Origin of the sequence: Shimazuella kribbensis DSM 45090 (assembly GCF_000428065.1) — a bacterium.
Classification (GTDB): Bacteria; Bacillota; Bacilli; order Thermoactinomycetales; family Thermoactinomycetaceae; genus Shimazuella; species Shimazuella kribbensis.
This window is the reverse complement of the sequence record NZ_ATZF01000003.1, coordinates 208,815-234,875: the sequence shown is the minus strand read 5'-3', so window position 1 is coordinate 234,875 and position 26,061 is coordinate 208,815. Positions and strand designations below refer to the sequence as shown.

At 39.6% G+C, this 26,061-nt stretch carries 22 protein-coding genes; 18 read left to right on the top strand and 4 right to left on the bottom strand.

What is annotated here, in order from left to right; genetic code table 11:
* Positions 1 to 116 precede the first annotated feature (116 nt).
* Together A3GQ_RS0107030 and A3GQ_RS0107025 are read left to right on the top strand one after the other, a co-directional pair.
* Entirely contained in the window at positions 117 to 398 is a 282-nt protein-coding gene (locus A3GQ_RS0107030) for a hypothetical protein (protein WP_028776453.1), read from the top strand.
* Positions 399 to 819: 421 nt separating this feature from the next.
* A complete protein-coding gene (locus tag A3GQ_RS0107025) occupies positions 820 to 1,926 on the top strand; it encodes a tyrosine-protein phosphatase (protein ID WP_051271321.1) in 1,107 nt (368 codons plus the stop codon).
* 564 nt (positions 1,927 to 2,490) lie between these two features.
* Here the strand turns inward: A3GQ_RS0107025 and A3GQ_RS0107020 are convergent.
* Positions 2,491 to 4,446, bottom strand: a complete 1,956-nt coding sequence (locus A3GQ_RS0107020) for an ATP-binding cassette domain-containing protein (protein ID WP_083964143.1) — start codon at positions 4,444 to 4,446, stop codon at positions 2,491 to 2,493.
* 383 nt (positions 4,447 to 4,829) lie between these two features.
* Between A3GQ_RS0107020 and A3GQ_RS0107015 the strand changes: the two genes are divergently transcribed.
* The 7 genes from A3GQ_RS0107015 (at position 4,830) to A3GQ_RS0106985 (ending at position 12,099) form a co-directional block, all read left to right on the top strand.
* Positions 4,830 to 6,218, top strand: a complete 1,389-nt coding sequence (locus A3GQ_RS0107015; RefSeq protein ID WP_028776450.1) for a helix-turn-helix domain-containing protein — start codon at positions 4,830 to 4,832, stop codon at positions 6,216 to 6,218.
* A 302-nt stretch (positions 6,219 to 6,520) separates the two neighbouring features.
* Positions 6,521 to 6,649 carry a hypothetical protein gene (locus tag A3GQ_RS28210; protein WP_281170815.1) on the top strand — a complete coding sequence of 43 codons (129 nt, stop codon included), beginning with the start codon at positions 6,521 to 6,523 and terminating at the stop codon, positions 6,647 to 6,649.
* A 55-nt stretch (positions 6,650 to 6,704) separates the two neighbouring features.
* Positions 6,705 to 7,181 carry a lasso peptide biosynthesis protein gene (locus A3GQ_RS0107005; protein WP_028776449.1) on the top strand — a complete coding sequence of 159 codons (477 nt, stop codon included), beginning with the start codon at positions 6,705 to 6,707 and terminating at the stop codon, positions 7,179 to 7,181.
* Between the two features lie 17 nt (positions 7,182 to 7,198).
* Positions 7,199 to 8,743, top strand: coding sequence for an asparagine synthase-related protein (locus tag A3GQ_RS0107000; protein WP_028776448.1), 1,545 nt, complete (start codon positions 7,199 to 7,201; stop codon positions 8,741 to 8,743).
* Between the two features lie 106 nt (positions 8,744 to 8,849).
* Complete coding sequence (locus tag A3GQ_RS0106995; RefSeq protein ID WP_028776447.1) at positions 8,850 to 9,134, top strand: hypothetical protein; 285 nt, start codon at positions 8,850 to 8,852, stop codon at positions 9,132 to 9,134.
* A complete protein-coding gene (locus tag A3GQ_RS0106990) occupies positions 9,131 to 10,855 on the top strand; it encodes an ABC transporter ATP-binding protein (RefSeq protein WP_028776446.1) in 1,725 nt (574 codons plus the stop codon). Before A3GQ_RS0106995 ends, A3GQ_RS0106990 begins: the two co-directional genes overlap by 4 nt.
* A gap of 431 nt (positions 10,856 to 11,286) precedes the next feature.
* A complete protein-coding gene (locus A3GQ_RS0106985; RefSeq protein WP_028776445.1) occupies positions 11,287 to 12,099 on the top strand; it encodes an AAC(3) family N-acetyltransferase in 813 nt (270 codons plus the stop codon).
* A gap of 55 nt (positions 12,100 to 12,154) precedes the next feature.
* On the opposite strand, the gene A3GQ_RS23635 is transcribed toward A3GQ_RS0106985, so the two are convergent.
* On the bottom strand, positions 12,155 to 12,442 hold the full coding sequence (locus A3GQ_RS23635; RefSeq protein WP_037464229.1) for a hypothetical protein: 288 nt from the start codon (positions 12,440 to 12,442) through the stop codon (positions 12,155 to 12,157).
* A gap of 95 nt (positions 12,443 to 12,537) precedes the next feature.
* On the opposite strand from A3GQ_RS23635, the gene A3GQ_RS0106980 reads away from it, so the two are divergent.
* Both A3GQ_RS0106980 and A3GQ_RS0106975 read left to right on the top strand, forming a co-directional pair.
* Positions 12,538 to 13,086, top strand: coding sequence for a CYTH domain-containing protein (locus tag A3GQ_RS0106980; protein ID WP_037464226.1), 549 nt, complete (start codon positions 12,538 to 12,540; stop codon positions 13,084 to 13,086).
* A 76-nt stretch (positions 13,087 to 13,162) separates the two neighbouring features.
* Entirely contained in the window at positions 13,163 to 14,035 is an 873-nt protein-coding gene (locus tag A3GQ_RS0106975; RefSeq protein ID WP_028776443.1) for a diacylglycerol/lipid kinase family protein, read from the top strand.
* A gap of 41 nt (positions 14,036 to 14,076) precedes the next feature.
* Here the strand turns inward: A3GQ_RS0106975 and A3GQ_RS0106970 are convergent, their stop codons facing one another.
* Positions 14,077 to 14,352, bottom strand: a complete 276-nt coding sequence (locus A3GQ_RS0106970) for a hypothetical protein (RefSeq protein ID WP_028776442.1) — start codon at positions 14,350 to 14,352, stop codon at positions 14,077 to 14,079.
* A 211-nt stretch (positions 14,353 to 14,563) separates the two neighbouring features.
* Here A3GQ_RS0106970 and A3GQ_RS0106965 point away from each other — a divergent pair, with 211 nt between their 5' ends.
* From A3GQ_RS0106965 to A3GQ_RS0106930, 7 genes are all read left to right on the top strand, one after another.
* Positions 14,564 to 15,931: a 3' terminal RNA ribose 2'-O-methyltransferase Hen1 gene (locus A3GQ_RS0106965; protein WP_028776441.1), complete on the top strand. Its 1,368-nt coding sequence runs from the start codon at positions 14,564 to 14,566 to the stop codon at positions 15,929 to 15,931.
* A 1-nt stretch (position 15,932) separates the two neighbouring features.
* Positions 15,933 to 18,533 (top strand): polynucleotide kinase-phosphatase, encoded by a 2,601-nt coding sequence (locus A3GQ_RS0106960; protein ID WP_028776440.1) that lies wholly within the window; start codon positions 15,933 to 15,935, stop codon positions 18,531 to 18,533.
* 91 nt (positions 18,534 to 18,624) lie between these two features.
* Positions 18,625 to 20,226 (top strand): glutamate synthase-related protein, encoded by a 1,602-nt coding sequence (locus A3GQ_RS0106955; RefSeq protein ID WP_037464223.1) that lies wholly within the window; start codon positions 18,625 to 18,627, stop codon positions 20,224 to 20,226.
* 165 nt (positions 20,227 to 20,391) lie between these two features.
* Positions 20,392 to 20,769 carry a hypothetical protein gene (locus tag A3GQ_RS0106950; RefSeq protein ID WP_028776438.1) on the top strand — a complete coding sequence of 126 codons (378 nt, stop codon included), beginning with the start codon at positions 20,392 to 20,394 and terminating at the stop codon, positions 20,767 to 20,769.
* 359 nt (positions 20,770 to 21,128) lie between these two features.
* Positions 21,129 to 21,620 carry an NUDIX hydrolase gene (locus A3GQ_RS0106945; RefSeq protein WP_083964140.1) on the top strand — a complete coding sequence of 164 codons (492 nt, stop codon included), beginning with the start codon at positions 21,129 to 21,131 and terminating at the stop codon, positions 21,618 to 21,620.
* Between the two features lie 701 nt (positions 21,621 to 22,321).
* Positions 22,322 to 23,119, top strand: coding sequence for a transposase (locus A3GQ_RS0106935; protein ID WP_051271318.1), 798 nt, complete (start codon positions 22,322 to 22,324; stop codon positions 23,117 to 23,119).
* A 307-nt stretch (positions 23,120 to 23,426) separates the two neighbouring features.
* Positions 23,427 to 24,350, top strand: coding sequence for an ADP-ribosylglycohydrolase family protein (locus A3GQ_RS0106930; protein WP_028776435.1), 924 nt, complete (start codon positions 23,427 to 23,429; stop codon positions 24,348 to 24,350).
* Positions 24,351 to 24,490: 140 nt separating this feature from the next.
* Here the strand turns inward: A3GQ_RS0106930 and A3GQ_RS0106925 are convergent, their stop codons facing one another.
* Positions 24,491 to 25,831, bottom strand: coding sequence for a helix-turn-helix domain-containing protein (locus tag A3GQ_RS0106925; RefSeq protein WP_028776434.1), 1,341 nt, complete (start codon positions 25,829 to 25,831; stop codon positions 24,491 to 24,493).
* Positions 25,832 to 26,061: the final 230 nt, after the last annotated feature.

The following is a 26,061-nucleotide window of genomic DNA, read 5'->3' as shown; positions in this document are numbered from 1 at the left end:
ATTTTACAATTAAATGGATATTTCCCTGTATATGTTGAGTTTTCTGATGTTTACACATAGAATAGGTTTAGAGCCATAATACGTTCGGAGAATTCATTAAAGGGGTAGCTCGAATCATGTCCAAAGTTATGGAAATCAAATCAACCTTGATGCGAATGAGAGTAGGCGAAGCGGTACGTTATCCTACTAATAAAGCCGATCGTTTCGTAGAAATTGATCGCGTATTTACAGGAAAAGATCAGAGTTGGGTCGTTTATGTAGATGGAGAACGCAAAGTAATGCGTAAGATAGATGATGTAGTAGAAGTAATCCAAAAAAACTGGAATCCCAGCTTGAAAAAGATCATGGATGAACGTTTTTCGGAGTTAGAGGAGATCATTGATTTAGGGGAATATTAGGATGGAAAGAGTCAAATTCCTGATGGAGTGGCTCTTTTTTTGTTGATGTAAAAAGATAATAAGAGGACTTGATGATGGAATAGTGAGTTAGTTGTGAAGAGTAAAATATATGGTTTCATTTGATTAAATGTAGCGAATAGCCTACATCAACCCAACGGAAAGGTTTGACCATGCAGTTCTCTGAGTTGATGAAGCAGTCAGGAGGATCAAGTACTCCTTTATGTTTTAGAAGTCTGACTGTTTTTCGCTCACGAGGGGCACTTTTTTATTTTTATTCCATTCTATTTCTTTGAATCTTATCGATTTGACGATAAATATTTAAGAAATAATCATTTGTTTTCAGGATAATTATAAATTTTAATATTAAATAATAATATTTTAATATAAAATATTGATAGTCAACCAAAGGAGGAAACCAAACATGAAATGGAAAGTGATCACTGTATTCGCATTTGTACATCTATTTGCCGTATTTGCATATTTCCAATGGAGTGGTGCACCTGTACAAGCTGCTGCGACAAAGCAAAAAGTCATCCATCATGCCAAAGTCGAAAGACAATCAGATGGAAAGCTAAAAATTTCTTGGGAGTCATCAGAGAAATCCAATCAAGTAAAGATTTATTGGAGTAGCTCATCTGAAATAGGTAAGCAACATGCTACATTTCTTACCCGAGTTACCAATCAAAATACTGTTATCGTCGCTGATCCAAATCCCAAAGCACGTTCCTATTTCCTATTAAAAAGCAAAGGTGATACTGTGATTGTGGCAGAACGCTTGGTTCCGTTGAAAGGGACTACCAATTTTCGTGACTTAGGTGGATACCAAACAAAAGATGGACAAACCGTAAAATGGGGCTACTTATTTCGCTCGGATGAATTGATCAAGTTAACAGAAGAAGATAAGCAATACCTCCAAAACTCCGGCTTAAAAACGATTGTAGATTATCGCACCAATAACGAAGTAGCACAAAAGCCAGATCCTGTCATAGCTGGAATCGAGAATCTCCGCTTAACAGTGAAAGACGAACAGACCGATGTGATCACAGCGGCTGTAAACGCAGGTAATTTTGCTGTCTTAGGGGAACCAGGGGAGTTTTTAACGAATGCAAACAAAATTTATGTCACAGATCCTGCCTACCCACAACTGGTACAAACAGTACTTCAACAAGATAAGCTAGGACTTGTACAACATTGTACAGCAGGAAAAGATCGTACAGGCTTTGGTTCTGCTATTTTATTACTACTTTTAGGTGTACCAGAAGAAACGGTGATTCAAGATTACCTGCTTTCGAACACATACCGAGAAACAGCGATCAAACAAACAATGGAAGCATTGAAACCATTATTTAAAACAGAAAAAGACCGTGAAGTTTTCCAAGCACTGCTAGAAGTAAGACGTAGTTACTTAGAAGCTGCTTTGAATGATATCAAAGCCAATTATGGTACATTTGACAACTATGCAGAACAGTTTCTTGGCGTCAGCAAACAAGAACGTCATCAGTTGAAAAAGATGTTTCTTGAGAAATAAAGATGAGAATCAATCCCTTCTTTATAGATTGCGAGTGAGAAAACCCACGGTTTCAATCGTGGGATGATAACGAGCGTCAGACGAGGGGGGGGGTTAACCCTTTCGCAAGTTTGACAAATTTTTCAAAAAAACCCTTTACAAACATACATTCGGATGATAATATTCACCATGAGCAGGCGAAAACCAAGCCGTTCGAGTAAAAAACATCCAACCGTGGGGCTCACGGGGTTAGCTTGGTAAATTTCTTCGGAGCACCGAGGACTACCCAAGAATCCCATCGGCTTCAGCCGTGGGAGTGTCAATCGTTTCTCATTTTACGGTTAGATTAATAAATCGAAGCGACAAAAAGAAGATATTGTTTTCTTGTATGGATGGTATGTACCTCAACATGGCTCCGAAAGGAGCCTAACTTATCAAGCATCTCCTTATATAAGATGATGCGCAGATAAAATTCTTAATATTATGAAAAATATAGATGAAGCCTTCCCATCTACTTATCTCAACCACCCATTGCATGGCCGTGACTGTAGTTGGGAAGGGTCTACCAGACAAACTGACTTATCGTCAGGTCTGGCTATTCAACTGGCCCTTGAAGACCTTGTTGTATGCGGAGGAAGGGTCACTTGCGAGTTCCCGCTTCCATCCTTCTTGGATGACCCCCTGACCGTCCGGTCCGAAGACGTAGACGTAGGAGTCATCGGAAATTCCGTACTCAGAGTGAGCGATCATCACAATCGTGTCGCCACGCTTGTCCGCCAACTCTTCGATCGCCTGAAGAACGAAGAGAGCTGTCTCTTGATCCAACTGAGACAGTGCTTCGTCCAGCAAGAGAGCAACGGGATGTGAGCTCTCGGAAGAGACGGCTAGTGCTAGTGCCAGTGCCGAAGCAATCTGGGTCCGCTTTCGCTGTCCGCCTGACTGCTCCTGAGCCAGCTTGTCGAGGCTGTCCAGCGGCAGTTGCATCAATCCACTGAGCTTATGGACGATCTGCTCCTTTTGTTCAGCAGGGAGCTTTTCGACCGCCAGCCCAATGTTTCGTGCGACGGATTCAGCCGACAGCACCTCTGTCTCCTGAGGAACAGAGATGATGTATTTGGGGAATGATCCCAAGTCAATCTGATCGATAGAGTCTTCCTCTCCATTGGGATGGATAACCAAACACTTACCTGTCCAGCCTGTACTGCTTCCCTCGATTTTCTCCAAGTTGCGTGCCAGCAAGTCCATCACAGAGGACTTGCCACAACCGGAAGGCCCTACGAAGGCCACCTTATAGGATTTTCCAGGTTCTCCCTTTGGGATCTGGAGATTCAGTCCATCCGGGAACAGGATCTTGTTCCCATACTGGATCGAGATGTTCCGAAGGTCAAGACCCCCAAATCCCCGCATCTTCACACTGCCCTTTGGACGGTTAGGAAGTTCAAGCAACCGTCCGAGCTTCACCAGCTCCCCCCGCATTTCCGCCACACGAAGGGTAAATTCGATCGATGTGGCGAAAGCCGCGAGGCCAGATTTGAAGAACGCAGCAAGCAGAATGACGTCGATCGTCATGTGTTTGACGAAGATCGCATAAGGAAGCAGGATGACAAGTAGCAGGAAAGTCCCAATGGTGCGTGGGCCAGATACCAGCCATGTGAGTTGGAAGGAGTTGCTCTCATTGATCGCCACATCCTGATCCAACAAATCTTCCAGTTCCTGAGCGGTGGCCTCGATAATGTCTCGATCACTGTGGAGTCGGGGTAGTTCCGACCAAGTGTCCAACTTAGTCTGGCTCTTGGACTCTACTTTCGCTTCCTCTTTGCTGATCTCTTGCTTCTTGTTGATGGCAGGTTTGACCATAAACAAGAGCAGGAAACTGCCTACAACCAGAGCAATGGCAAATTCCCACGAGAGAATAATCCAAAGTGCTGCAACAGCGAGGAACCAGATGAGTGGGTCCTTCACCACGACTAGCAGATCATTTCCGATTGATTTGGAAATTGATTTCGCCAAGGACCCAAGAGACCCGTTTTTATTGATGTATTTACGAAGGGACTCTCGATGGACGATCTTCAGCTTCCGAGCGATTTCCTCGATCAAGTTTTTTCTGATCTTCTTTTGGAGGATATCGCCGTCGTGGAACGTCTGCCAGAAGGGGAATCCCCTCCCATCAGCCGCATTCAAAAACGCTGCGGCGATGAGCAAAGGGAGAACAACCTTCATGCTCTCTACTTCCAGTGCGAGTTTCAACACATAGAAGCTGAGAACACCAATCAGCGATACCAGTGCGGACCAAACGAAGATCCTTGCGCACAGCTTTTTGTTTTGCTGAATCGTGTTCTTCAGGAGATTCAGCGATGTGAAGACCAGCTGGTCTTCTTCCGAGTTCCCGTCACTCTTCGCGAGCTTCCAGAGAAGTTGGTCAGAGAACGATTGGCTTGCACTCAGCGGTTCGGCGGTTTTTTTGTCTGTGCCTTTGCCGCGAAGAGTGGAAAGCCGTCTGCGTGTGGCCTCCATGCATTTTCGGAGGCTGTACTGATTCATGATGCTCCTTGAGTTTTTGTATCTGTGTGTAACGCTCTAGTTCGCTAAAGTGTTACACTTTTCTAAGTTTATTTAATCATTTTATTATAATGAATTCAAATGAATATTGATTTGAATTTGACAGTTAAGCAAGGAATATCGCATAATCACAAACCCTATCATTCTAATATTGTCATTTTAGAAGAGTGCGAGTATAATTTAAAACAAAGTAAATTTAAAATATTTTAATATATATGACTATTCACCTGTATAAGGTGAATAATAATTCTTTTTCGTCGTATAAACCATTATTTTAGTGAAACTTCACTTGAATATGGTGTACATAGGAAAACTACCAACAGGAGACAACATCAAGGGAATTCATTTTCTTGGAGGATCATAGGATGGTGGATTGGGATCGGAAACAGCTTGGTGTTTTATGCAAGAAACGAAGAGAAAAGTTGGGATTTAAGCAGCATACTTTAGCGGATGAGCGGATTTCGGTTGCGAGTATTAGCAATCTAGAAAATGGGACAAAACGACTTAGTGAGGAGTTACTTGCTTATTATTTTCAGGAAAAATTAGAGTGGTCGATCGAAGATTTACCCAAACTACTGCAAGCACAGGCAGAAAAAGAGAAGCAGGAGCGATTTACGATTGGGTTGCGTCTTCGTACTGTGGAGAATGATTTGGACTGTGTGAGTATCCAAGAAGGATTAAAGATGATCCGTCAAATGGAGCAGGAGTTAAAAGGCAACCGACCTTATTTCGCTGTGTTGGAGTACCTTCGTGGGAAGTGTTATTATCATAGCGATAAATTAGACAAGGCGATTGCTCACTTTCAGCAAGCGATTCGGATTTATGAAGAGCATCCTTCGATTCACTACACAAATATCAAAACTGCTTGTTTGTATCAATTGAGTCGTGTTTTTCATGTGATGAATAATCTGGATTTTGCTCTTTCTTGTGCACAAGATGGTTTACGTTCTTTTCTGCATGATGGAGAGAGACAATATGTACAGTATTCTCTGTATATCAGCCAAGTGATTTATTTTGAAAAATTAGAACGCAATAGTGAAGCTATGGAGATTATTGAATTGCTGGAAGGGCATTTTGCTGAGTTAGATACAGAAATGAAATTGAATCTATACCAGTTAAAAGCAACGCTGTACAATAAAGATAGGCGCTTTATAAAAGCTATACATTATACAGAACTAGGAATTGATATTGCTAGACGAGAAAAGAAGTTTGATCGTTGTTTTGAACTTTGGACAACAGCAGGAACCGTATATAAAAATATGGGGAAGTTTGATGCTTCAGAGTTATGTTTTCAAACCGCCGCAAAATTTGAAAACAAGGTAAATAAAAAACAGTTAGTGGCTCAAAATGGTAAAGAGTTTGGACAGTTGTATTTGTTACAGGGCAATATAGTGTTAGCTGTTGAGAGACTAAAGCAGGCACTACAAATGAGTAAGAAATCTAAAGATAGCCTGCGCTATTGTGAAGTTCTCCAAGCACTTGGTGAATGTTATTTACAGCAAAAGCATCGTGAGGAAGCAATACAATATCTTAAAGAAGCTCATGAAGTAGCCCAAGACCATTCTTTTTATCCACAAGAGAGAGAGATTGTCATTTTGCTAGCGAAATTTTATGAAAAGTCAAATATTATCAAGTATAATCACTATTCAAGTAGATTGTTTCATATTTCATTAAAATTAAAAGAGGAGGTGAGTGAACCAATGAGAATTCATGAATTGAAAACAAGGGCAGCAGGTGATCCACCTGATATTTAAAAATAAAATAATACAATCAAAAGAAGCTGTTTCCCATATGGGAGACAGCTTCTTTTTAAAAAAATTTTCCTTTTTTTTGCTCTATTTGCCTACAAAAGAATAAAAATTAACCGTTTGCTTGCTTTTTAGGTTCAAAATGATAGGGTTCAGTTCAAATAAAGGTGTTTTTTTACTCAGATAAAGCTGAGTAGGGTTAATATTTTCCGATTTGTCAGAAAAACAATGCTGATTTACGATGTGCTTATCGCTGGATGGGGTGATCCAACGAGTCTTTATTCACAATGAAGAAAGGAGGAAAAAGAATGGAATACAAAGATGAATGGGTAGAGCCAAAATTGGTTTACCTTGGTAGTTTGGAAGAGTTAACAGGTCAAGGCGGTAGCAATAACGATGATGGCTGGTATAACTCAAAACTAGCAAAAGATGAGTAAAACAATAGGGGACTCCATAGTGATACGGAGTCTCTCCTTTAAAAGGAGGACGCGTATGAAAGAGATGTATACCTTTTTGATTACTGGAAAATACGTTCAACCCAAAGTGAAAATACCACTGACTTTTCTTATCCAAAGCCCATTTCGCATCTTAAGTTTGCTCTGGCAATACAAACAAAAAAATGGATACGAGAAGTTGGACTTAGTCAGAAATGTACAGCAACGTTTAGCTGTCTCTTTTGTAGATGAACTCGAAACGTATTGGTTTGCACGAAAAATAGCAGGTTTGACGATTTTATGGATCAATCTGTTTCGACAAGGGGAAGCGCTTTGTTTAGAGAGAGCGATAATCATTTGTAGTGTGCTAAGATCATTTGGTTTGCCAGCAAACGTGGTATTAGGAAAGAAATTATCCTTTTCCATGACAGAACGGTATCCCTTTCATGCATGGGTAGAACTGGAGGGAAGCCCAGTAGATGACCATATTGGTGTACTTAGTCAATATAAGCGATTGGATGTTATTCCATCATAACGAAAGGAGGAAATAACGTGTTTTTCAAAGAACAAATATTGAGATGTAGCAACGATTCTCTTGCTCATTTGCAAGTTAATGGGTGGATCGTTTCTGGGAAATCAGCGGAAGCTGTACGTTTTTTGTATCTACTAAAGGAAGATTGTGAAATGGCCATGAGGGAATTTGCTGAAATACTCTTATACTCTCCAAAAAAGCTCTTGTGTTCAATCGAAGGGAACTTCCTTCTCTCTTATTGGAATGCAGAAAAACAGAGAGGGATTTTGTTCAAAAGTTTATTATGCAAACATTCTCTCTATTATGCGATCCATCCCAAGGAAATTTCTTGGTCTACAAACCCCTTGCATATTTGCTCCCAAAACTACTTGGAACAGATAGAACAAAAGTATTTGCTAGTGGCTTGTTTGGAAGACAGCATTCCACGGAACGAATCGTATTACAAGGATGTATTCAGGCTTCCTGCTGGTAGTCTCTCTACAATCTATCACGATGCGATTCAAGTGGAAGTGATTGATACGATCACACCTATTCCGCTGCAAATGAAACGAAGTATCGAAGACTTTGCAATAGAAAGTAGAAGGTTAATCGAATCGCATGCGAGGAAATGTTTATTTGGTCTTTCAAAGGTAGGCGTTATTTTAAGTGGTGGGCTGGATTCTAGTATAACGATAACGAGTTTACGGAAACTTGGTTTTGATGTAGTAGGGATACATTGGTCATTTGCAGGTATTCTCGAAGCGGATGAAAGCGATTACGCAGAACAAATAACCGCTCACCTGAAAGTACCTCTTATTAAAATCGATGCCACGAAAATGATCAAACAAGGCGATTATCTACAAATGGAATGGGAATTCACTGCACCTTATCCGCATCCGTTTTATCGATTGTTTGAACAAACACTGGATATTTGTTCTGATTTAGGAATATCCGTCTGTTCAAGCGGGTACTTTGGAGATATTATTTTTGGACCAAGTGATCCTTGGAAGGTGAATTTCACATCTATTTTTCGAGCTGTTCCTTTTTTTGATGGGATCAAATGGTTGAGCGAGTATTGGCAGACTCCAAAATTCAAAGCAAGAAAAGTATCTCATGACCGATTGTTCCATTATAAAGCGTATCTATCCGAAGAAAGCAAGAGAAGGATAGATACAGGCGAGATAAGAGCCTACCAGAGAGAGAAGCTAAGTTTTATCGACCAGCTAGTCCAATCCTTTGATAATGAAACAGACAGTGTACTAGAAACACATGTATACGAGAAAAAAGGGATTGCACCGTTTCATTTGTTTGCCTCCAAAGAATTAATCGAGTTAGCACTAACCATCCCGCTTCCATACAAAATGTTTCCAAGTGGAGCACAAGAATATATCAAACCAATCATGAGACGGATTTACCCTGATATGCCTCCTGCCATTTTGACTCGAAATCACCGCCAAATCATGAATGCTTTCAATGAACGATATGTGCTGGAAAACAAAGTGCAAATTTTAAGCATATTGGGTGTAGATTCTTATCTTGCCACATGTCATGTGATCGATCCTCAGAAGTTAGTGGAGATATCATAAGACATAAGGAAATGGGCATCCTCAGCTTCGGGAATAATCCGCTGTTGTATGGTAGAGATCTGGTTGCAAGGATTAAAACGAAAATGGAAAGAGAGAGGGCAGAAGAATGTCATACCAATTAAACCCCGAAGTAAAGTGGAGTAAAGTATTAGGTGATCATTCTTTATTGGACAAACGGACGGGACAATACTTCACATTCAATCATACAGGAGCAATGATTTTTACCAGTTTGTTGTCATCGAAAACGGATTACGAAGAGATGGAGAGGACAGCAAAAGCATTGCAAATAACGATAGATAAACTAGAAAATAGTTTTGTCTCTTTTCGAGATCAACTAATAGAACAAGAAATATTCATGCCTATTTCATCAAATCGGGGGGCACAGGAGTGAAAGGAAAACGATCTATTTCGATTGTTCCATTGCTCCTCACCCAGTACAAACGGATTCTCTTAGGTTTGTTTCTTATGTTATTCGTTGTTGGGATGCAAGTCGTATCGCCATGGTTGATGAAAATGGTGATCGACCAAGCAATTCCTCAAAAAAATCATCAATTACTACTGACCCTAATTCTGGTTTTGGCACTCATCCCTTTGTTTATCACCATACTTCAATCCATACGCAACCAAGTCACCCATCAAATCGGAGGCTGTGTGACGGATACCTTTCGAAATTTGCTATTCGATAAATTAGTAAAGTTATCTCCAAAGACATACCACCATTTTCAATCAGGAGACATCGCTGGAAGAATATATAGTTGTGGGGAAATCGGGGATGCATTTATCGCACAAGTGATGGTTCCAGCTATTTTCGACATAGGGATGTTCGTTGGAATAACAATGGTGATGTTTTATTTGAATGCGAAACTCACCATACTTGTTCTGATTCTCTTGCCAATCATGTATTATCTTTCGCGTTGGTTAACCAAAAAGACTCGACCAAAAATCAATAAAATCATCCAACTACAGCAGGGGTTGCAGACTTATGCCACGGAATTTACGACTGGATTAAAGACAGTCCAAAAATTTCATCAAGAAGTAGCAGAAAGGGAATATCAGAAAAACTGGATTCGTGATTATCGCAAACTACGAAATCAAGCGGCGTTTTATGATGATTTTTCTATTTTGATTGTAGATTTTGGAAGGTCCTTGGGGTTTGGGATTGTATTTATCTATGCAGCTATCCAAATTATGCAAGGTCAAATGACCATTGGCACGTTAATAGCCTTTTCCGTTTATTTCCCCCAATTATTCGCTTCTATCCAACATATTCAAGCAGCTTATGTGATGTCAGAGGGGATCAAACCAAAGCTAGAATTGGTCTATCAAATCTTACATTTGGAAGATGAAATCATCGATCATCCATCGAAAGCGCAAAAACTAAAGGGAGCAATAACATTTGCAGATGTCTCTTTTTCATATGAAAAAGGGAGAGGGGAACTTTCTCATGTGGATTTTTCTATTGAAGCAGGTGAATTCATTGGGATTGTAGGGGCTACAGGAAGTGGGAAATCAACCATTTTGGATTTGATTATGCGATTTTATGAACCAACCTCCGGTGCCATTTTAATCGATGGTAGAGACATTTGTGATTATGCATATGGTGATTTACGATCTCAGATTGGTCTTGTATCACAGGATGTTTTTTTGTGGAATAAATCGATACAAGATAACTTGCGATACGCCAAACCAAGTGCGACAGAAGAGGAAATGTTACAAGCATGTGAGCATGCACAAGTACTCGATTTTATTCAACAACTTCCCGATGGATGGGATACGATTATTGGAGAAAGAGGAGTAAAACTTTCAGGTGGGGAAAAGCAGCGTCTAGGAATTGCTCAGATGGTATTGAGGAATCCACAAATCATTTTATTAGACGAGCCGACTTCGGCTTTGGATGCAAATACAGAAGCATTGTTACAAGAAAACCTTACACAACTATTTCACGGGAAAACAACGGTGGCGGTTGCACATCGATTGGCTACGGTCCGAAAAGCAGATCGAATCATGGTAATAGATAATGGAAAACTAACTGAAATGGGGTCACATGATGCATTAATGGAAAACGGTGCTATATATCAAAAGCTATATGCAGAGCAATTTCAGGTTCACTAAAAAGTATATCAATTATCAAAATGACCCAGTTTTTCCGTAAATATCGTGTTGTCTTAATAAATAGATTTATAGTATAATAAAATCATAAATTAATGGATTTATCCCACACCATGATAAAGTGTTTAAATAATATTTGCGCATTTTATCATGGTGTGGACAGATCCTTAAAAAGCGGGTTCTCACTTCCTTCCCCGCGGCCCAGAGGGATCTTACCATCCATGGGGTGCGGGAAGGTTACCCGCGGCATTTCTTGGTTGGCAGCTGAGATTATGCACCGTGGCAATTACTTCGTAATTGTCACGGGTCCGAAGATAATGTTTTTTCTTATAGAGAAGAACCAGCTCAGATAGATAGCTGGTTCTTTATTTACATGTAAATTTACCACTAGAGCTGATAGAGAAAAAATAAATAAGAATGGACGGAAATAGACGATGAGCGAACTGTCTACCATTCAAAATACGAGAAAAATAAATACAGTGGATAGTCTTGTCCTCGATTTTAAACGGTTGGGTTTAGAAAAAGGAATGAACATCATCGTACATTCCTCGCTCAGCTCCATTGGATATGTAAGCGGCGGTGCTGTTGCTGTAGTACAAGCTTTGATGGATGTTATTACATCTGATGGTACGATTGTCATGCCTACACATACAAGCGATAATTCAGACCCTGCGTTGTGGGAAAATCCCCCTGTGCCTAAAGAATGGTGGCCCATCATAAGAGAGACGATGCCGGCTTTTCATCCGTTCTATACTCCAACACGTGGGATGGGAAAGATCGTAGAGGTATTTCGTACGTTTCCAGGTGTAGTACGCAGTAACCATCCGACGGTCTCATTTGCTGCTTGGGGAAAACATATAGATTTTATTACCAAAGATCATCCAATCGATAATCCCATGGGAGAAGCTTCACCTTTGGCGAGGTTTTATGAATTAAATGGATCTATTCTCTTAATTGGAGTGGGTCATGATAGTAATTCTTCTTTGCATCTTGCAGAATATCGTCAAAATAAGCAAGTTCCAATCAAAGAATCGGCTGCTGTAGAGATACAGGGAAAGAGAGCATGGGTTACATTTGAAAATATAGCATACCAGACGGAGTTATTTGATAAGATAGGAGCCGAATTTGAAGAAAGCAATCCTTTTGTAGTCAAAAAAATAGGAAATGCCGAGGTTAAATTCATTTCACAGGTAAAAATAGTCGATTTTGCAGTAGAATGGTTGAATAAACATAACACAAAAACGTAGTTTTGGGATAGTAGATGGATGGGAAGCCAACCATCTACTATCTAAGGAGTGGTTATTACTTCAGGAATTTCGTTTCTAGGTACACATGCCGACCTGCATGATTCTCCTCTACTCCTTCTGTTAGGCTAGGCGTACATACATCTGGCCTGTTTTGTTTTTTTGCCAGTGTGTAGACATCCCACCGAACCACATATAGGATAGGAAGCATTGGTCGGTAAGGGGGAAGACCGATGATTTCTCCATTTTGAACGCGAGCAATGATTCTTGCTGCCGGCAGTTCTTGGAGGGAATCAGAGGTATCCCGATAACAGAAGGGTCTGTTGTAGAATCGATTTTGGTACATGGGTATCCATTCTATCGAAAGCAACGTTTTCTTTCATTCTACGTGTTGTTCATTTAGATTGTAAAGATCGGAATTTTCTTTATTTGGAGGAGAGTATGATGATTGAGTATGAAGCAAGAGTTTTGGAGATAGATCCTTTATATATGAAACAAAAAATCCTTTCTTGTGGAGGACAAGCGGTCCGATCATCATTGATGCGTCGCTATGTGTATGCGGTAAATCAAGATGATCTACAGCAGTTTATTCGTTTGCGTGATACAGGATTTGAAACAACGCTTACCTACAAAGAAATCAAACATGATGGGATAGATGGTACAGACGAAACAGAAATTGTCGTGGATGATTTTGATAGAACAGATGAGTTGTTAAGTCGACTTGGTTATCAAACGAAATGGTACCAAGAGAACCACCGGAATAGTTTTCTATTGTCAGGTGCGCGACTAGAGATCGATCAATGGCCGATGATTCCACCTTATATAGAGATTGAAGCAGATTCGTATGAAGAGGTGATCCGTGTAGCCCAAATGCTTGGCTATCGACAAGACCAGTTGGTAGGAGAAAACACATTAAAGATTTATGCTCACTATGGTATCGATTTAAAGAAAATAGAAGATCTGCGATTTACTGGCGAAATCATATCATAAGGGTAACATTTTGGTCATTGTGTTTCAGTCCTTCATATATAATAAAAGAAAGCCTCCTGAAGAAAGGGAGAAGAAGGTGTATTTATTTATCGTAAATCCCCATGCGGGAAGAGGAAAAGGACTTAGAGCTTGGAAACAAGTAGAAGCAAAGTTAGTGCATAGCAGGATAGATTATGAAGTCCATTTTACCCAATATAAAGAAGAGGCTATTTTGCTTGCAAAAGAAGCGATGGATCAGTCAAAGTGGATTGCTGTCATTGCTGTTGGTGGGGATGGTACAGTTCACGAAGTAGCAAATGGTTTATATGGCAGCGAAATCCCAATGGGTTACATTCCAGCGGGTACTGGGAATGATTTTGCAAGGGAATGGAAGATATCTTTTGATCCCTTAAGGGCATGGGAACGAATACAACAACATGAAGTGAAAAAAGTAGATATTCTCATGGAAAACAGTCGCATCATGCTATGTTATATCAGTGCCGGTTTTGATGGATATGTATCCAGAAAAGTGGATGCTTCTTGGTGGAAAAAAGGTTTAGGGAAAGCTAGTTATTTTATTGGTGCCTTGTTAGCGTTAAAGAAATTTCGTCCTTTTTCATTGCGTTTACAGTTGGACGGCCAAAATCATGATTTTGAGGATGTTTGGTTAGTTACTTTGTCCAATGGTAAGAGCCTTGGAGGAGGAATGCTGATCAATCCACAAGCAGATTCGACAGACGGTTGGATGGATCTTTGTATTGTCCATAAACTGAAGAAATTAGAATTTCTACGCATGTTCCCTAAAGTCTATGCTGGAAAACACATCGGACATCCAGCAGTTACGTTTTTGCGGGGTAAACAAGCAAATGTCCAGACAGATCCAATGATGTGGGCATTCGCGGATGGAGAAGAGATAGGAAATCATAATTTGAAGGTATCCATTATTCCAAACGGACTCTTATTATTATAATTTAATAAAAGTAGAAAACTCCCTTGAAGAAGGGAGTTTTTTTACAGGGTACCGAGTGCTCTTTTTATTTCTACCACACACACAATGAAAGGGGTAATGATAAAGGCAATACCAACAATCCCGATCATGAATCGATACAATCCATAATGCGTATCACTTTGTGGTAATGATTTTCGGATAGCCCATCTAGTAAAGATAGGGAAATGATGCAGCTGAACATCTCTTACACTTCGAGTACGAAAAGAAATAGCTAGATAATGAGAACCAAGTACAAATAAAAAGACGAAAACGATAAGAGCAGTAAGAATGTTAAGCACAGGTATCTCCGATAAAATATGAACGACTCGTTTGATAAGGATATCTGCTAGTAATGGAATAGTATAACACTCCTCTAGTATATGGATAATTACCTACTGATAAAAACATATTTTCATTGTTTTTACAATGGATGTATAGAAGTTACTAGACGAGAATGATAAAATCTTAGCAAATGTTCGGCAACTGATAGGAAAGTGAGTATCGATACCTATGCAATTAAACATAAAGGCTACTGGCCCGCATGTACAAGTTCTTTCGCATTTATTGGCCAAAAATCCGGAAAATGTATATGAAAGGAGCGAAAAAGAAGCTATTGTACGTCTGGTGTATACGAAATTTGAAGTGGAAGATGTAGAAGTGTTTCTCTATGCTGTTCCTGATCCAATAGAGTTAGTTCGAAATGCTCCTGATTCCTATGATATCACGCAATATATCAACGACCGCGAATTTGCCGCCAGCAGTTTGTTCCTTACCTATATAAAAAGTGCATTGGGAACAGCGCTAAATGGCAGACCAAAAGAAGAATATCGCCAGTGGGTGGATCATCTTTTTCCTTTTGAAGTAGCGTTTGGGCCTATCGCTACTAATATAACCGATGATACGATCCAAGCATTATTTGCACCGATGGGTTATGAAGTGGAAATCGAATATGGAGATATTAACTATCAAGTGAAGTTCAAAGAACAGAGTTCAGCTCGATACATAACGATTCGCGGGGAACAAACACTTCAACAGATGTTAAAACATATTTTTGTACTTATTCCTGTGCTAGATAACTATAAACACTACTTTTTGGATGAGAAGGAAATCGATAAGTTGGATCGATATGGAGAAGGTTGGCTGGAAGAGCATCCTTTGCGTTCTTTGATAATAAAGCGAACACTGCGATTTTCACCATTGATCAAGAAATCAAAGTTTCAACTCAGCAACAAAGGCCAGGAGCTAGAGAAGAAAGAGGAATCTGGAGAACCAAAAATAAAGCTGAATGACCTGCGTTACGAAGCGATTTTGTCTGTTGTGGAGAAATTACCACACAAAGCATCTATCGTGGATTTAGGTTCGGGAGAAGGGAAGTTATCCACACGTTTAGGATTTTTGTCTGGTGTAAAAGAAATCTTAGCAGTAGAACCTTCGCAAAGATCGCAATTGCATGCGTTAGAGCGTTTTGAAAAAGCTAAGCGCAGAGCAGGATTTATCGAGCCAACTTCTTTATTCGGCTCCTTGTTTTACTCGGATGATCGTTTATGCAAAAAAGATGTGATGATCTTATGTGAAGTGATGGAGCATATTGACGAACACCGTTTAGCCGCTGTATTTCAGACCATATTTTCACATTATCAACCAACGACTCTCCTTGTTACCACACCAAATAAAGAATACAACCAAGTGTACGAGATGCAAAAAGAGTTTCGACACAGTGATCATCGATTTGAGTGGACAAGAGAACAATTTTCCAGTTGGGCTCGTACTTGTGCAGAACAGTACGCTTATACCGCAAGTATAGAGGGGATTGGCGAAGAGCATGTATCATTCGGATTCCCTACCCAAATGGCAGTTTTTCGTAGAGGAGAAGAGTAAGATGACGAGGAAAATGATGCTCCCCTATGCAGGAATTGTTTTGATGATGGGGCCATCGAGTAGTGGAAAAACCACATTATTAGATAGACTTATAGCAGAAGGGATATTGATGCCTTCTGAAGTGATCAGCTCCGATCAATTTCGCACGCTGCTTAGCGATACTATTTTTATGGACTGGAAGGGTCATCCCAAAGATGAAGCGGATGTGTTGTTTGATACCTATCAACACATCTCCAAAGAAGCATTTGAGGCAATGGATTTTATGGTAGAAAAGCGTTGCCAGTTAAATAAATTGACAATCGTAGATGCTACCCATTTGCAATCATCGGATCGTCTGCGTTATGTCCAATTAGCTCGAAAACATCATGTTTCCATTTCTGTTATTGCGATCGAGGCAAGTGAGCAGCAGCTTTTAGAATGGGATGAAACAAGGGAACATTCAAGAGGAAAGAAGCGTATTCGACAGCAACAACAAGTATTCAAGCGACAAATCCGCTATTTAAAAAAAGAAGGTTATTCTGCTCAATATGTGTTGAAAGCAGAGGAATTGGCATCGACATCATTTGAACGAAAAGCAAATCGGATGCTTCTCGATATCGGCGAAGGACTGGATATTATTGGAGACATCCATGGTTGTTTTGATGAGTTTATGGATTTGTTAGTTCGACTAGGCTATGAGAAAAATGAGGAAGATTTTTATGTTCATCCACAAGGAAGAAAGATCGTTTCGCTAGGAGATGTGATGAGCAGAGGGCCAAAATCATTAGATACGATGGAGTTTTTCTATCGTCATATACAAGCAGGCTTAGCTTATATGATTGATAGCAATCATGGATGGAAGATAGCACGTTGGCTGGATGGTCGCAAGGTGAAAATGCAGCATGGTGATGAGAAGTTAGCAGCAGAGTTTGAACAATTTGAAGCCGTTCATGGTGAAGAGAAAGCAAGGGATAAGAAAGAAGCTTATCGGCAGATGCTGCTCAAAGCACCTTCTCATTATGTATTGCAAAAAAATGATATCCCAGTGGCCGTTGTGGTCCATGCTGGGATCAAGGATGAGTTTATTGGCAAACACGATCAAGTAATCAGTGATTTTTGCCGATATGGAGAGGTAGAGGGATTTGATAAACAAGGAAAACCAATGCGCAAAGATTGGTTTCAACAGCATCAGAACAGCCAATTGATTATATGGGGACATGATCCCAAGCCACAAGCGATCTTTATCAAAAATACGGTCAACATTGATCAAGGTGTTGTATTTGGAGGCAACTTGACTGCTTTTCGATTCCCGGAAAAAGAGTTTGTGCAAGTACCTGCCCAGCAAGATTATGCAGATGCGAAAGATAATCCATTGCACATATGGGAAGAGCAAAGGCTCACCCCGCCAAATATAATGGGCCTTATCGATGGTTATTCTGTACAGGTAGAACAATATGGAGAAATAAAAGTTCCCGGAAAAATGGTAAAGACAGCGTTGGATGATCTCTCTCATTTTACGATTCCATTAGAAGAATTAACTTATATTCCACCAACGATGAGTCCTACTCCACAAGTTTCCAAGTTATCCACGTATTTGGAGCATCCAGCAGAAGCTTTTGCTTATTATCGTTCCAATGAAGTAAACAAAATGGTAGTAGAGAAGAAACACATGGGTAGCCGCGCAGTTTTATTGGTGTTTCGAGATGAGGAGTCAGCTGAAAAATATATTGGGCGTAAGATAGAAGGTGTGATTTACACACGAACAGGACGCCCGTTTTTCCAAAAGCAACTAGGGAAAGAAGTGTTACAAAAACTTCAGCATGATCTTAAGCCGTACTTTGCTAAGTATCAGACAGAGTTTATCTTATTGGATGCAGAAATTTTGCCTTGGAATCTTAAAGCAAAAGAATTGATTCAAAAACAATATGCTCATGTTGGAGAAATGGCTTGGTTGGATCGGATGAAGCGTAAGGAGAAGCTGGAAAAGGCGGAGAGTAATGGACAAGCCATTCAGACTTGGCTTGATGAAACAAATGAACAACTACAGCATACTGCTTCGTTCCGTAAAAGTTTTCAACAATACATCTGGGAAACGACAGGAATCGAAGGGATTCAAATCGCCCCTTTCCATATACTTGCACAAAGTGGTCTAACTTTTTTTGATCAAACCCATATTTGGCATATGGAAAAAGCCCAAGAATTAAGTAATTATTCTTCGATGATCATCGAAACAGCATATCGAGTTGTAGACAATGAACAATCAGAGCAAGAAGCAATTGCTTGGTGGGAAGAAATGACCCGCGATGGACAGGAAGGATTTGTAGTTAAACCTCTAAATTTTGTGGAGCGGAACGAAAAAGGTCAAATGGTACAGCCGGCAATTAAAGTAAGAGGTGTAGAATATCTGCATATCATCTATGGAATGGATTACTTGCATCCCGCTAATCTAGAACGATTGAAACAACGCAGTACAAATAAAAAACAGAAAAAGGCACTGCGTGAATTTGCGCTAGGTATGGAAGGGATTCAGCGCTTTGTGAACCGGGAATCGCTTGGGAGAATTCATGAATGTGTACTAGGGACATTAGCAATGGAAGCAGACCCTGTCGACCCAAGGTTGTAATATACAAAGACATATATTCCATCTTCTATTTCGTGATACTATTATGGATGATGTATCTATTTCTTTATCGTCATGATTGGAGAGGGTTATTATGTTTTATCTCCTGATTGCCTTAGCGATCATCTTCGTACTGGCAATTGGATTATTTGGCATCATGCATTTTATTTCGCGCAGACCACAGCATTCCATTATCCGGTCTCATCCATATCTTGGATGGTTGCGTTATTTTCTAGAAAAACTTGGGCCTGAATTTCGTCAGTATTGGTTTGATGATGATCGTTCGGGTAAGCCGTTTTCCCGTTATGAATTTGTTGGTCTTATCTTCTCTGCGAAGTATCGAACAGACCTCCTTGGTTTTGGGTCCAAACAGGATTTTCAAGAGTCTGGGTACTATATTGCAAACTCCATGTTTCCCATGCTTCAAAACGAGTTGAAAGTAAACAATGAAGAGCTTGTACAAGCAAAGAAGTACCAAATCGAAAAAGAAGGTGTGTTTACTCGTAAAGAGAAACTCATCACCGATGAAACCCCAAAATGGTTATACCCCGAAGATGATGTGATCATTGTCGGTTCTAATCGGCAAACACCATGGAAATTGAATGGAATGTTTGGTGCTTCTGCTACTTCCTATGGTTCTATTGGAGAAAATTATATATTATCTACAGGTTATGGAGCAGCGATGGCTGGTGGATCTTGGATCAACACAGGGGAAGGTGGAGTAATTCAAGAGCATTTGCAAACAGGTGCAGATGTAGTAGCGCAAATTGGTCCAGGGCTTTTTGGATATCGAGACGAACAAGGACTATTTTCATGGGAAGCATTTGGAAAAAAAGCAGCAGAATCCAATATAAAAGCGTTTGAGTTGAAATTTGCCCAAGGTGCAAAGATTCGTGGAGGTCATCTAGAGGGTAAAAAAGTAAATGCAAAGATTGCAGAAGTACGCAATGTACCAATCGGCAAAACGATTAATTCTCCTAACCGTTTTCCGTTCTTGACCAATCCTGAAGAGGCTTTGTTGTTTGTGCGTGAACTTCAAGAAAAGGGTGGAAAACCAGTCGGATTAAAGTTAGTAATTGGACAACAACAAATATTGAATGAGTTTTTTGAAACCATGATTCGGCTTCATATATACCCAGACTTCTTCACGATTGACGGCGGGGAAGGTGGATCAGGTGCTACGTATAAGGCGATGGCAGATTCCATGGGATTGCCTCTCATACCAGCACTTATTACGTTTGTCGATACTGCTTATCGATATGGAGTCCGCGATCAGTTCAAAATATTTGCTTCTGGCAAGCTGATCGCGCCAGATAAAGTAGCGATTGCGCTAGCTATTGGAGCAGATGCAGTCAACTCTGCTCGAGGATTTATGATGGCTAATGGTTGTATTATGGCACTGCAATGTCATACAGGACATTGTCCAGCAGGAGTAGCTACAACCAATCCCAAATTACAAGATGCCCTTGTTCCGGAAGAGAAAAAATGGCGTGTGATGAATTATATCATCAGTATGCGTTTTGGATTATTTGCGCTCGCTGCGGCAAGCGGTCTAGATAGCCCCAGACGATTTACAAGAGATCATATTATTTTTAAGAATGAAGCAGGACGTACGATACCTTTAAGCGAATTATTTCCCATTCCTGAAGTAGAACCGATAAAAACGGTTGTGCCACAAGGAGAAAATGTTTCTTGACTTAAGTAGCCCTTCTACGAAGAGGGGCTTTTTTTGTCGAATATGAACATAAAATAAACAGCCAGCAAAAAATGTTAATATTTTTAATTTTTTGTTTACAGGATACGAATTCGACAGTTATAATCCAATTAAGAAGACCTTCTTCCAAAAAAATGGGAGTTTGAAGTGATTGGTCAGCTTATTCATTGCGATCTGGACAACATTCAGATCAACTTCAACTACGGCAGTGGTGGTTCCTACCAGATGCTGGGGAAGGCGAAGAGGTGCAAGTTCATCGACGACTATCTTCTTCATTTCGTGTCGTTCCATGGTCGTGTTATCAATAATAACACCACAGAGAAGCGATCAATCCGTGGTGTCGTTGTCGATGACGTCACGGCGAAGGGAAAGACGAGGTCGAAAGATGGCCCGAGCATCATGACTGTATGTCTGAAGTCGGGCATCATCAAGTTTTTCAGCGAAGGAAAGGTGCTTGGGGATGACGCTAGGCGAACCATCATGCTTGGTGAGTTCAGTCCTAGTGAGCTCCTCGCTCTGAAGTAGTCACTTTCCGGAGTGGCTGGGGTGTGTGAGGATTGAGTTTCTCACACACCCAGTGGAAAATAATTTATTTCATTTGATAAATAGATACATGAATAAAATGACTTCTCCTAGGTCAATCAAGGAGAAGTCATTTTTGGTATTTACTAGTGGATTTGGTGTTGGTGGTAGATTAGAACATGATGTCTGTTGCACTAGATCCATCCTAAAAACGTGGTAACGAATCAGATATTCATCCCTTTTTATCGATAGGAGATTTAGGATAGCCATTATATATCAACAGAAAAGATCAAAGTAATCATGCTAAAATAAAGAGTATAATTTGTGTTTATTATTAAATTTAATAGAGTGAGGAAGTTACATTGTCTCTTTTCCTGCCATTTACGATTTGCTTGATTCGTAGAAAAAACCAAGTTTTGCTTATCAACAAAGAAAAGAAATTTTGGATGGGAAGATGGAATGGGGTAGGGGGAAAGATCGAGCAAGGAGAGAGCCCCAAAGCATCTATTTTACGTGAAATTGAGGAAGAAACAACGATTCGGTTAGCTGATGTACGATCCAGAGGAATAGTCACTTGGTCAACTGAACAGACTCAACTTGGAGGGATGTATGTGTATGATGTCATTCTTCCTGATGATTTTGTACTAGAAACACCATTTAAAAATGGGGAAGGTATCTTAGATTGGAAAGACTATGAGTGGATACTGCATCCAGAAAATAAAGGAATTGCAGATACATTGCCCTATTATTTGCCCTGGTTGTGGAAAGATAGGACTTCTTATAACCACTATTTTGTCTTTGAAGAGGGAGAAATAAAAGGATACAAACCGACTAAACTTGATTTGGAACAATAGAAGGGATCAACTAGGAAAGAAATTTTTTTGACAAGGTACAGTGGAGTTTAAGGGGAACCACTAGCAGATGGTTTGCTACATACAAATATAAAATATTGTTTTTTAAAACACATACCATTGCTTTATAGGTGTGTGTTTTTTATTTTAATCATTCAATCTATACCAAGGGTCAAGCGCGGAAATGAAGAAAATCCCTCTACTTTTTATGAATTAAAATTATGAAATATATGTAAAGTAGAACATATTAAAAAATAATTATTATTATAAATAAACATTATTATTAGAATTATATTAATTTAATAGATGAGTATATTATTTTGTATAAATATATTTATTTTTCGTAGAAAATATATTATAATTCTAAAAGGTAGATGGACACAGGTTCATCCCTTAGGTATGGAGTGAATTTTTAATGGCTATATTCAGCCGCAACAACAACACTGGAAGCGGTGGAGACCCGCGCGACAAGGTGGGCCAGAACCCCACCGGTCGGGCCACGAGGTCTTCTGCTGGTAAGAGGCGTCAGGCGGCTAGGCGCGAGGAGCGCAAGAACCAAGAGAAGAAGGACTAACTTCTCTAGGTGAGTGATCCACGACCGGCTGGAGTTAAACTCCAGCCGGTCCATCATTTTCAAAAACCAAAATAACACGACAAGGGGACGGTTCTCTTGTCGCATAAATCCTCTCACTGGAAGTAAATATATGGTAAAATACTTTCGAGAGGTGATAGAAATGCCCAGATATAGCAGGGAAAAGAGTGAGACGGGAATATATCATATTATGGTGAGAGGCGTAGACCGAATGTCCATTTTTCGAGAGGAAGAAGACTATCATCGATACTTAGAGACATTACTCCGATTTAAAAAAACTGACAATTATGAAATGTACGCCTATTGTCTGATGAGTAATCATGTACATCTACTTATCAAAGAAGTAGGGGATACCATTCATCGTTTTATGAAACGACTTGGTGTTAGTTATGTTTCTTATTTCAATAAAAAATATAACCGAGTAGGACACTTATTTCAGGATCGATACAAAAGTGAGAGCATTCAATCAGAACAATATTTGCTATGTTGCAGTAGGTATATCCATAATAATCCAATTGTAGCTGGTCTTGTTAAGCATCCAGAGGATTACATTTGGAGTAGTTTTTCGTCTTATTTAGATGGAGATAATCATCCATTGTTGAATCCTGATTTTATACTTCATCATTTCTCTCAGGATCGTGTGGAGGCGATTTTGAGATTAAAAGAATTTACAAAAAGTAGCAATCAGGATAAGTTCTTGGATGATGATCGGATAGATCAAGTCAATTGTCAAAAAGTGATAAACGAAATTTTAGAAAGACATGATATCAGTCCTGAAGATTTAAGAAAAACAAAGGATATAGGGAAGAGGAATGCAATTTTACAAGAAATAAAAACAACTTCTCATGTATCAATTAGAGGAATCTCTCGTGTGTTGGGAATAAGCAAAGATATTATTTTTCGCGCATAAGCATGCGACAATAGAACCGTCCCCGTGTCGCAGGAAAATAAATATGTGCTAAGATACATTCATAGATGGATAGGAATGACAAGATTCGCGGGAAAAAGAGTACAAGGATTTATCATATTTTGGTGAGGGACGTAGATCGATGGTCCATTTTCGAGATGAAGAGGATTATCGTCAATGACTAGAAATAAAGTAGAGAAACCACTCGTTCTATCGTGATAAGCAAAAAAATTTATTTTTCGAGCATAAGAATGCGACAAAAGAACCGTCCCCGTGTCGCTGATGGATTGGTTAATAAGGAGAAGGTGCAATGGAAAAAGATCAAATTCTCGGTGGGCTATATGGTTTACTTGTCGGAGATGCAGTTGGGGTTCCTTATGAATTTCATACAGCAGACCAATTACCACGAATGGCTGATATAGATATGAATCCGCCTGTAGGGTTTAACAGAGCACATCAAGGAGTCCTGGCAGGAACATGGTCCGATGATGGTGCTCAAGCATTATGTTTATTGTCATCATTGGTAGAATGCGGAGAAATGAATTTGCCTCATTTTGCGGACAAGTTGTGGGCTTGGTATAGCAAAGGTCTCTGGGCGGTAGATGGAGCAGTTTTTGACGTTGGCATCCAAACTCAAGCATCCTTGCAAGCCTATCATAATGGAGGTTTACCTGAGAAATCAGGAAACATTTATCCAGATGGGAAAGGCAATGGTTCTTTGATGCGCGTCCTCCCTTTGGCTTTATGGCATAAGGGAAGCGAGGAAGAATTGGTCGCAGATAGTCACAAACAATCTTTGGTTACACACGGACATCTAGTGAATCAAGTAGCTTGTGCCCTTTATTGTTTATGGGTGAGGGAAGTTTCCAAAGGGCTAGAGGTAGAAGTAGCTTATCACTCCGCAGTTAAGAGATTACGAGAGATATATGGAGAGAACAGCCCTGAACGGATCGAACTCGATCAAACCATCTGCCCAGAACAAGAACCGACGAGCAGCGGGAGTGGGTATGTAGTAGAAACGATTCGCAGTGTGCGAATTGCTGTAAAGGAAAATACATATGAACAGGTAATAAAGAAGGCGATCTCATTGGGGGAAGATACAGATACCAATGCCGCGATTGCTGGTGGGTTATATGGGGTGAAAGTTGGTATTTCGGGAATTTCAAGTAGATGGCTCACACAGTTGCGGGAGAAAGAGAAGGTGGAGGAATTGGTACAAAGTTGGCTGGGATAACTAGTAATAGGCGATCAATAAACAAATCCAACACCTTATGTGGATATGGGTGTTGGATTTTTCTACTTTAACATTTTGTTTATCTTTCAGTATCACCGTCTCCACCCTTATAGATGATCGAATTTAAAACTATTGTCTTATTAAAAAATGACATAAAAGTTCTCCTCCAATTTCCATCCGATTTGACTTTGTAAAAGATAAAACTCTTCAGCCCATTGGGAAAATTCTTTTTTGTTACCAATTTTATCATAGCATGCAGCTAATTCATACACAGCACTACATGCACGTTTTGAGTATTCGTGTTTTTTACAAAGAATGACTGCTTCTACAAAGAAGGGAATTGCTTTGTCATATTGTTCCTGTTTTTTATAACAGATGCCAGCGACCATTAGAATCTTGGATAAACGGAAATCATCATGGATCTTTCTTCCGATTAAAAGCGCTTTTTCCATACAATCCAGAGCTTTTGACCAATTTTTTTGCGTTGTATATAGACTAGTTAAGTAGGTGTATGATTCTGCATGTCTTCGTGGGAATACTCTATTTGAATCTAAATCTAGTACAAGATGAAAATGCTCAATTGCTTGCTCAAATTTTCCTTGTTTTAGATAAATATTTCCTAATATATTGAGGAAATCAAGTAGTAGATTTTTTTGTGATACGTTTCTGTGGATGATTTCGATGCTTTCTTTGCAATAGTTCAATGCTTCCTCTAGTTCATTATTCTCAATGAGAAGGATACAGTATGATTTATACAGAAGTAGTTTTACTCTTGTGCTCTGGATATAACCAATGGAAGACCATATTTGCTTGATTAGCTTAACAGCTTCTTTTTTACGTTCTGATTTTCGCAAGTACAGGATTTTATTTCCGGTTAATGCATATTTAATTTCAGCTTGTTCCACTGTTGAAACTTGGTTCAACCCTTCATCTGCGTAGTGAATCGCTTCTTGTAAATTATTCTGTTCATAGCAACAAGTGCTTAATTCGTTATAGCACTTAGCGACCAAATTAGGTTTGGCAACATAAGTCTGCTTTTTACAAAGAAGTAGTACCTCTTTCCAAATTTTTAGTGCTTTCTCCCACTCCTGAAGTTCAAAATGGTAAAGCCCTTGTAAATAGTGTGAATAAGGAAATAGAGCATGATGTTCTTTTGGTCGATAACGAGTGAGGAGCTTTTGGGCTTGTTCTAAATCCTCATCATTGATTAAATCCTCTACACATTCTAGCTTCCGACGTAATGTTTCGATCTCATGCAATTCATTTTGCAGGATGTTTTCCAGTGATTCGGAAGAAATATGTAAACTTTCAAATAGATGAAGAATCTTGTTTTTCGAAGGATTTCCTTCCATGTTTTCAATGTTCGAGATGGTTCCTATCGAAATATGCTCGTTCTTCAGATTTTCCAAAGAAAGTCCTCGATCCAATCTTATTTTTCTAGCAATATAGGCAAGCAAAGGCAGGTCGTAGGTTAAGTCCATTCATTTTCCTCCCTTTAACTAGTAATTGGTATGTATTCCTATTATGATAGAGCATCTTCCGTTTATCAAATATTGGTTTTTCAGTAACGATTATGAATTATTTTGAAAAATGGTGGTACTAGATAGATTTTTTGGACAGTAATGGGGGCAAATCGGAGGGGATTTCAAACATGCTGCGAAAGTGCATTGAAAAATTGGTTATTGATGGAAAAATATATAGTTGGATATAA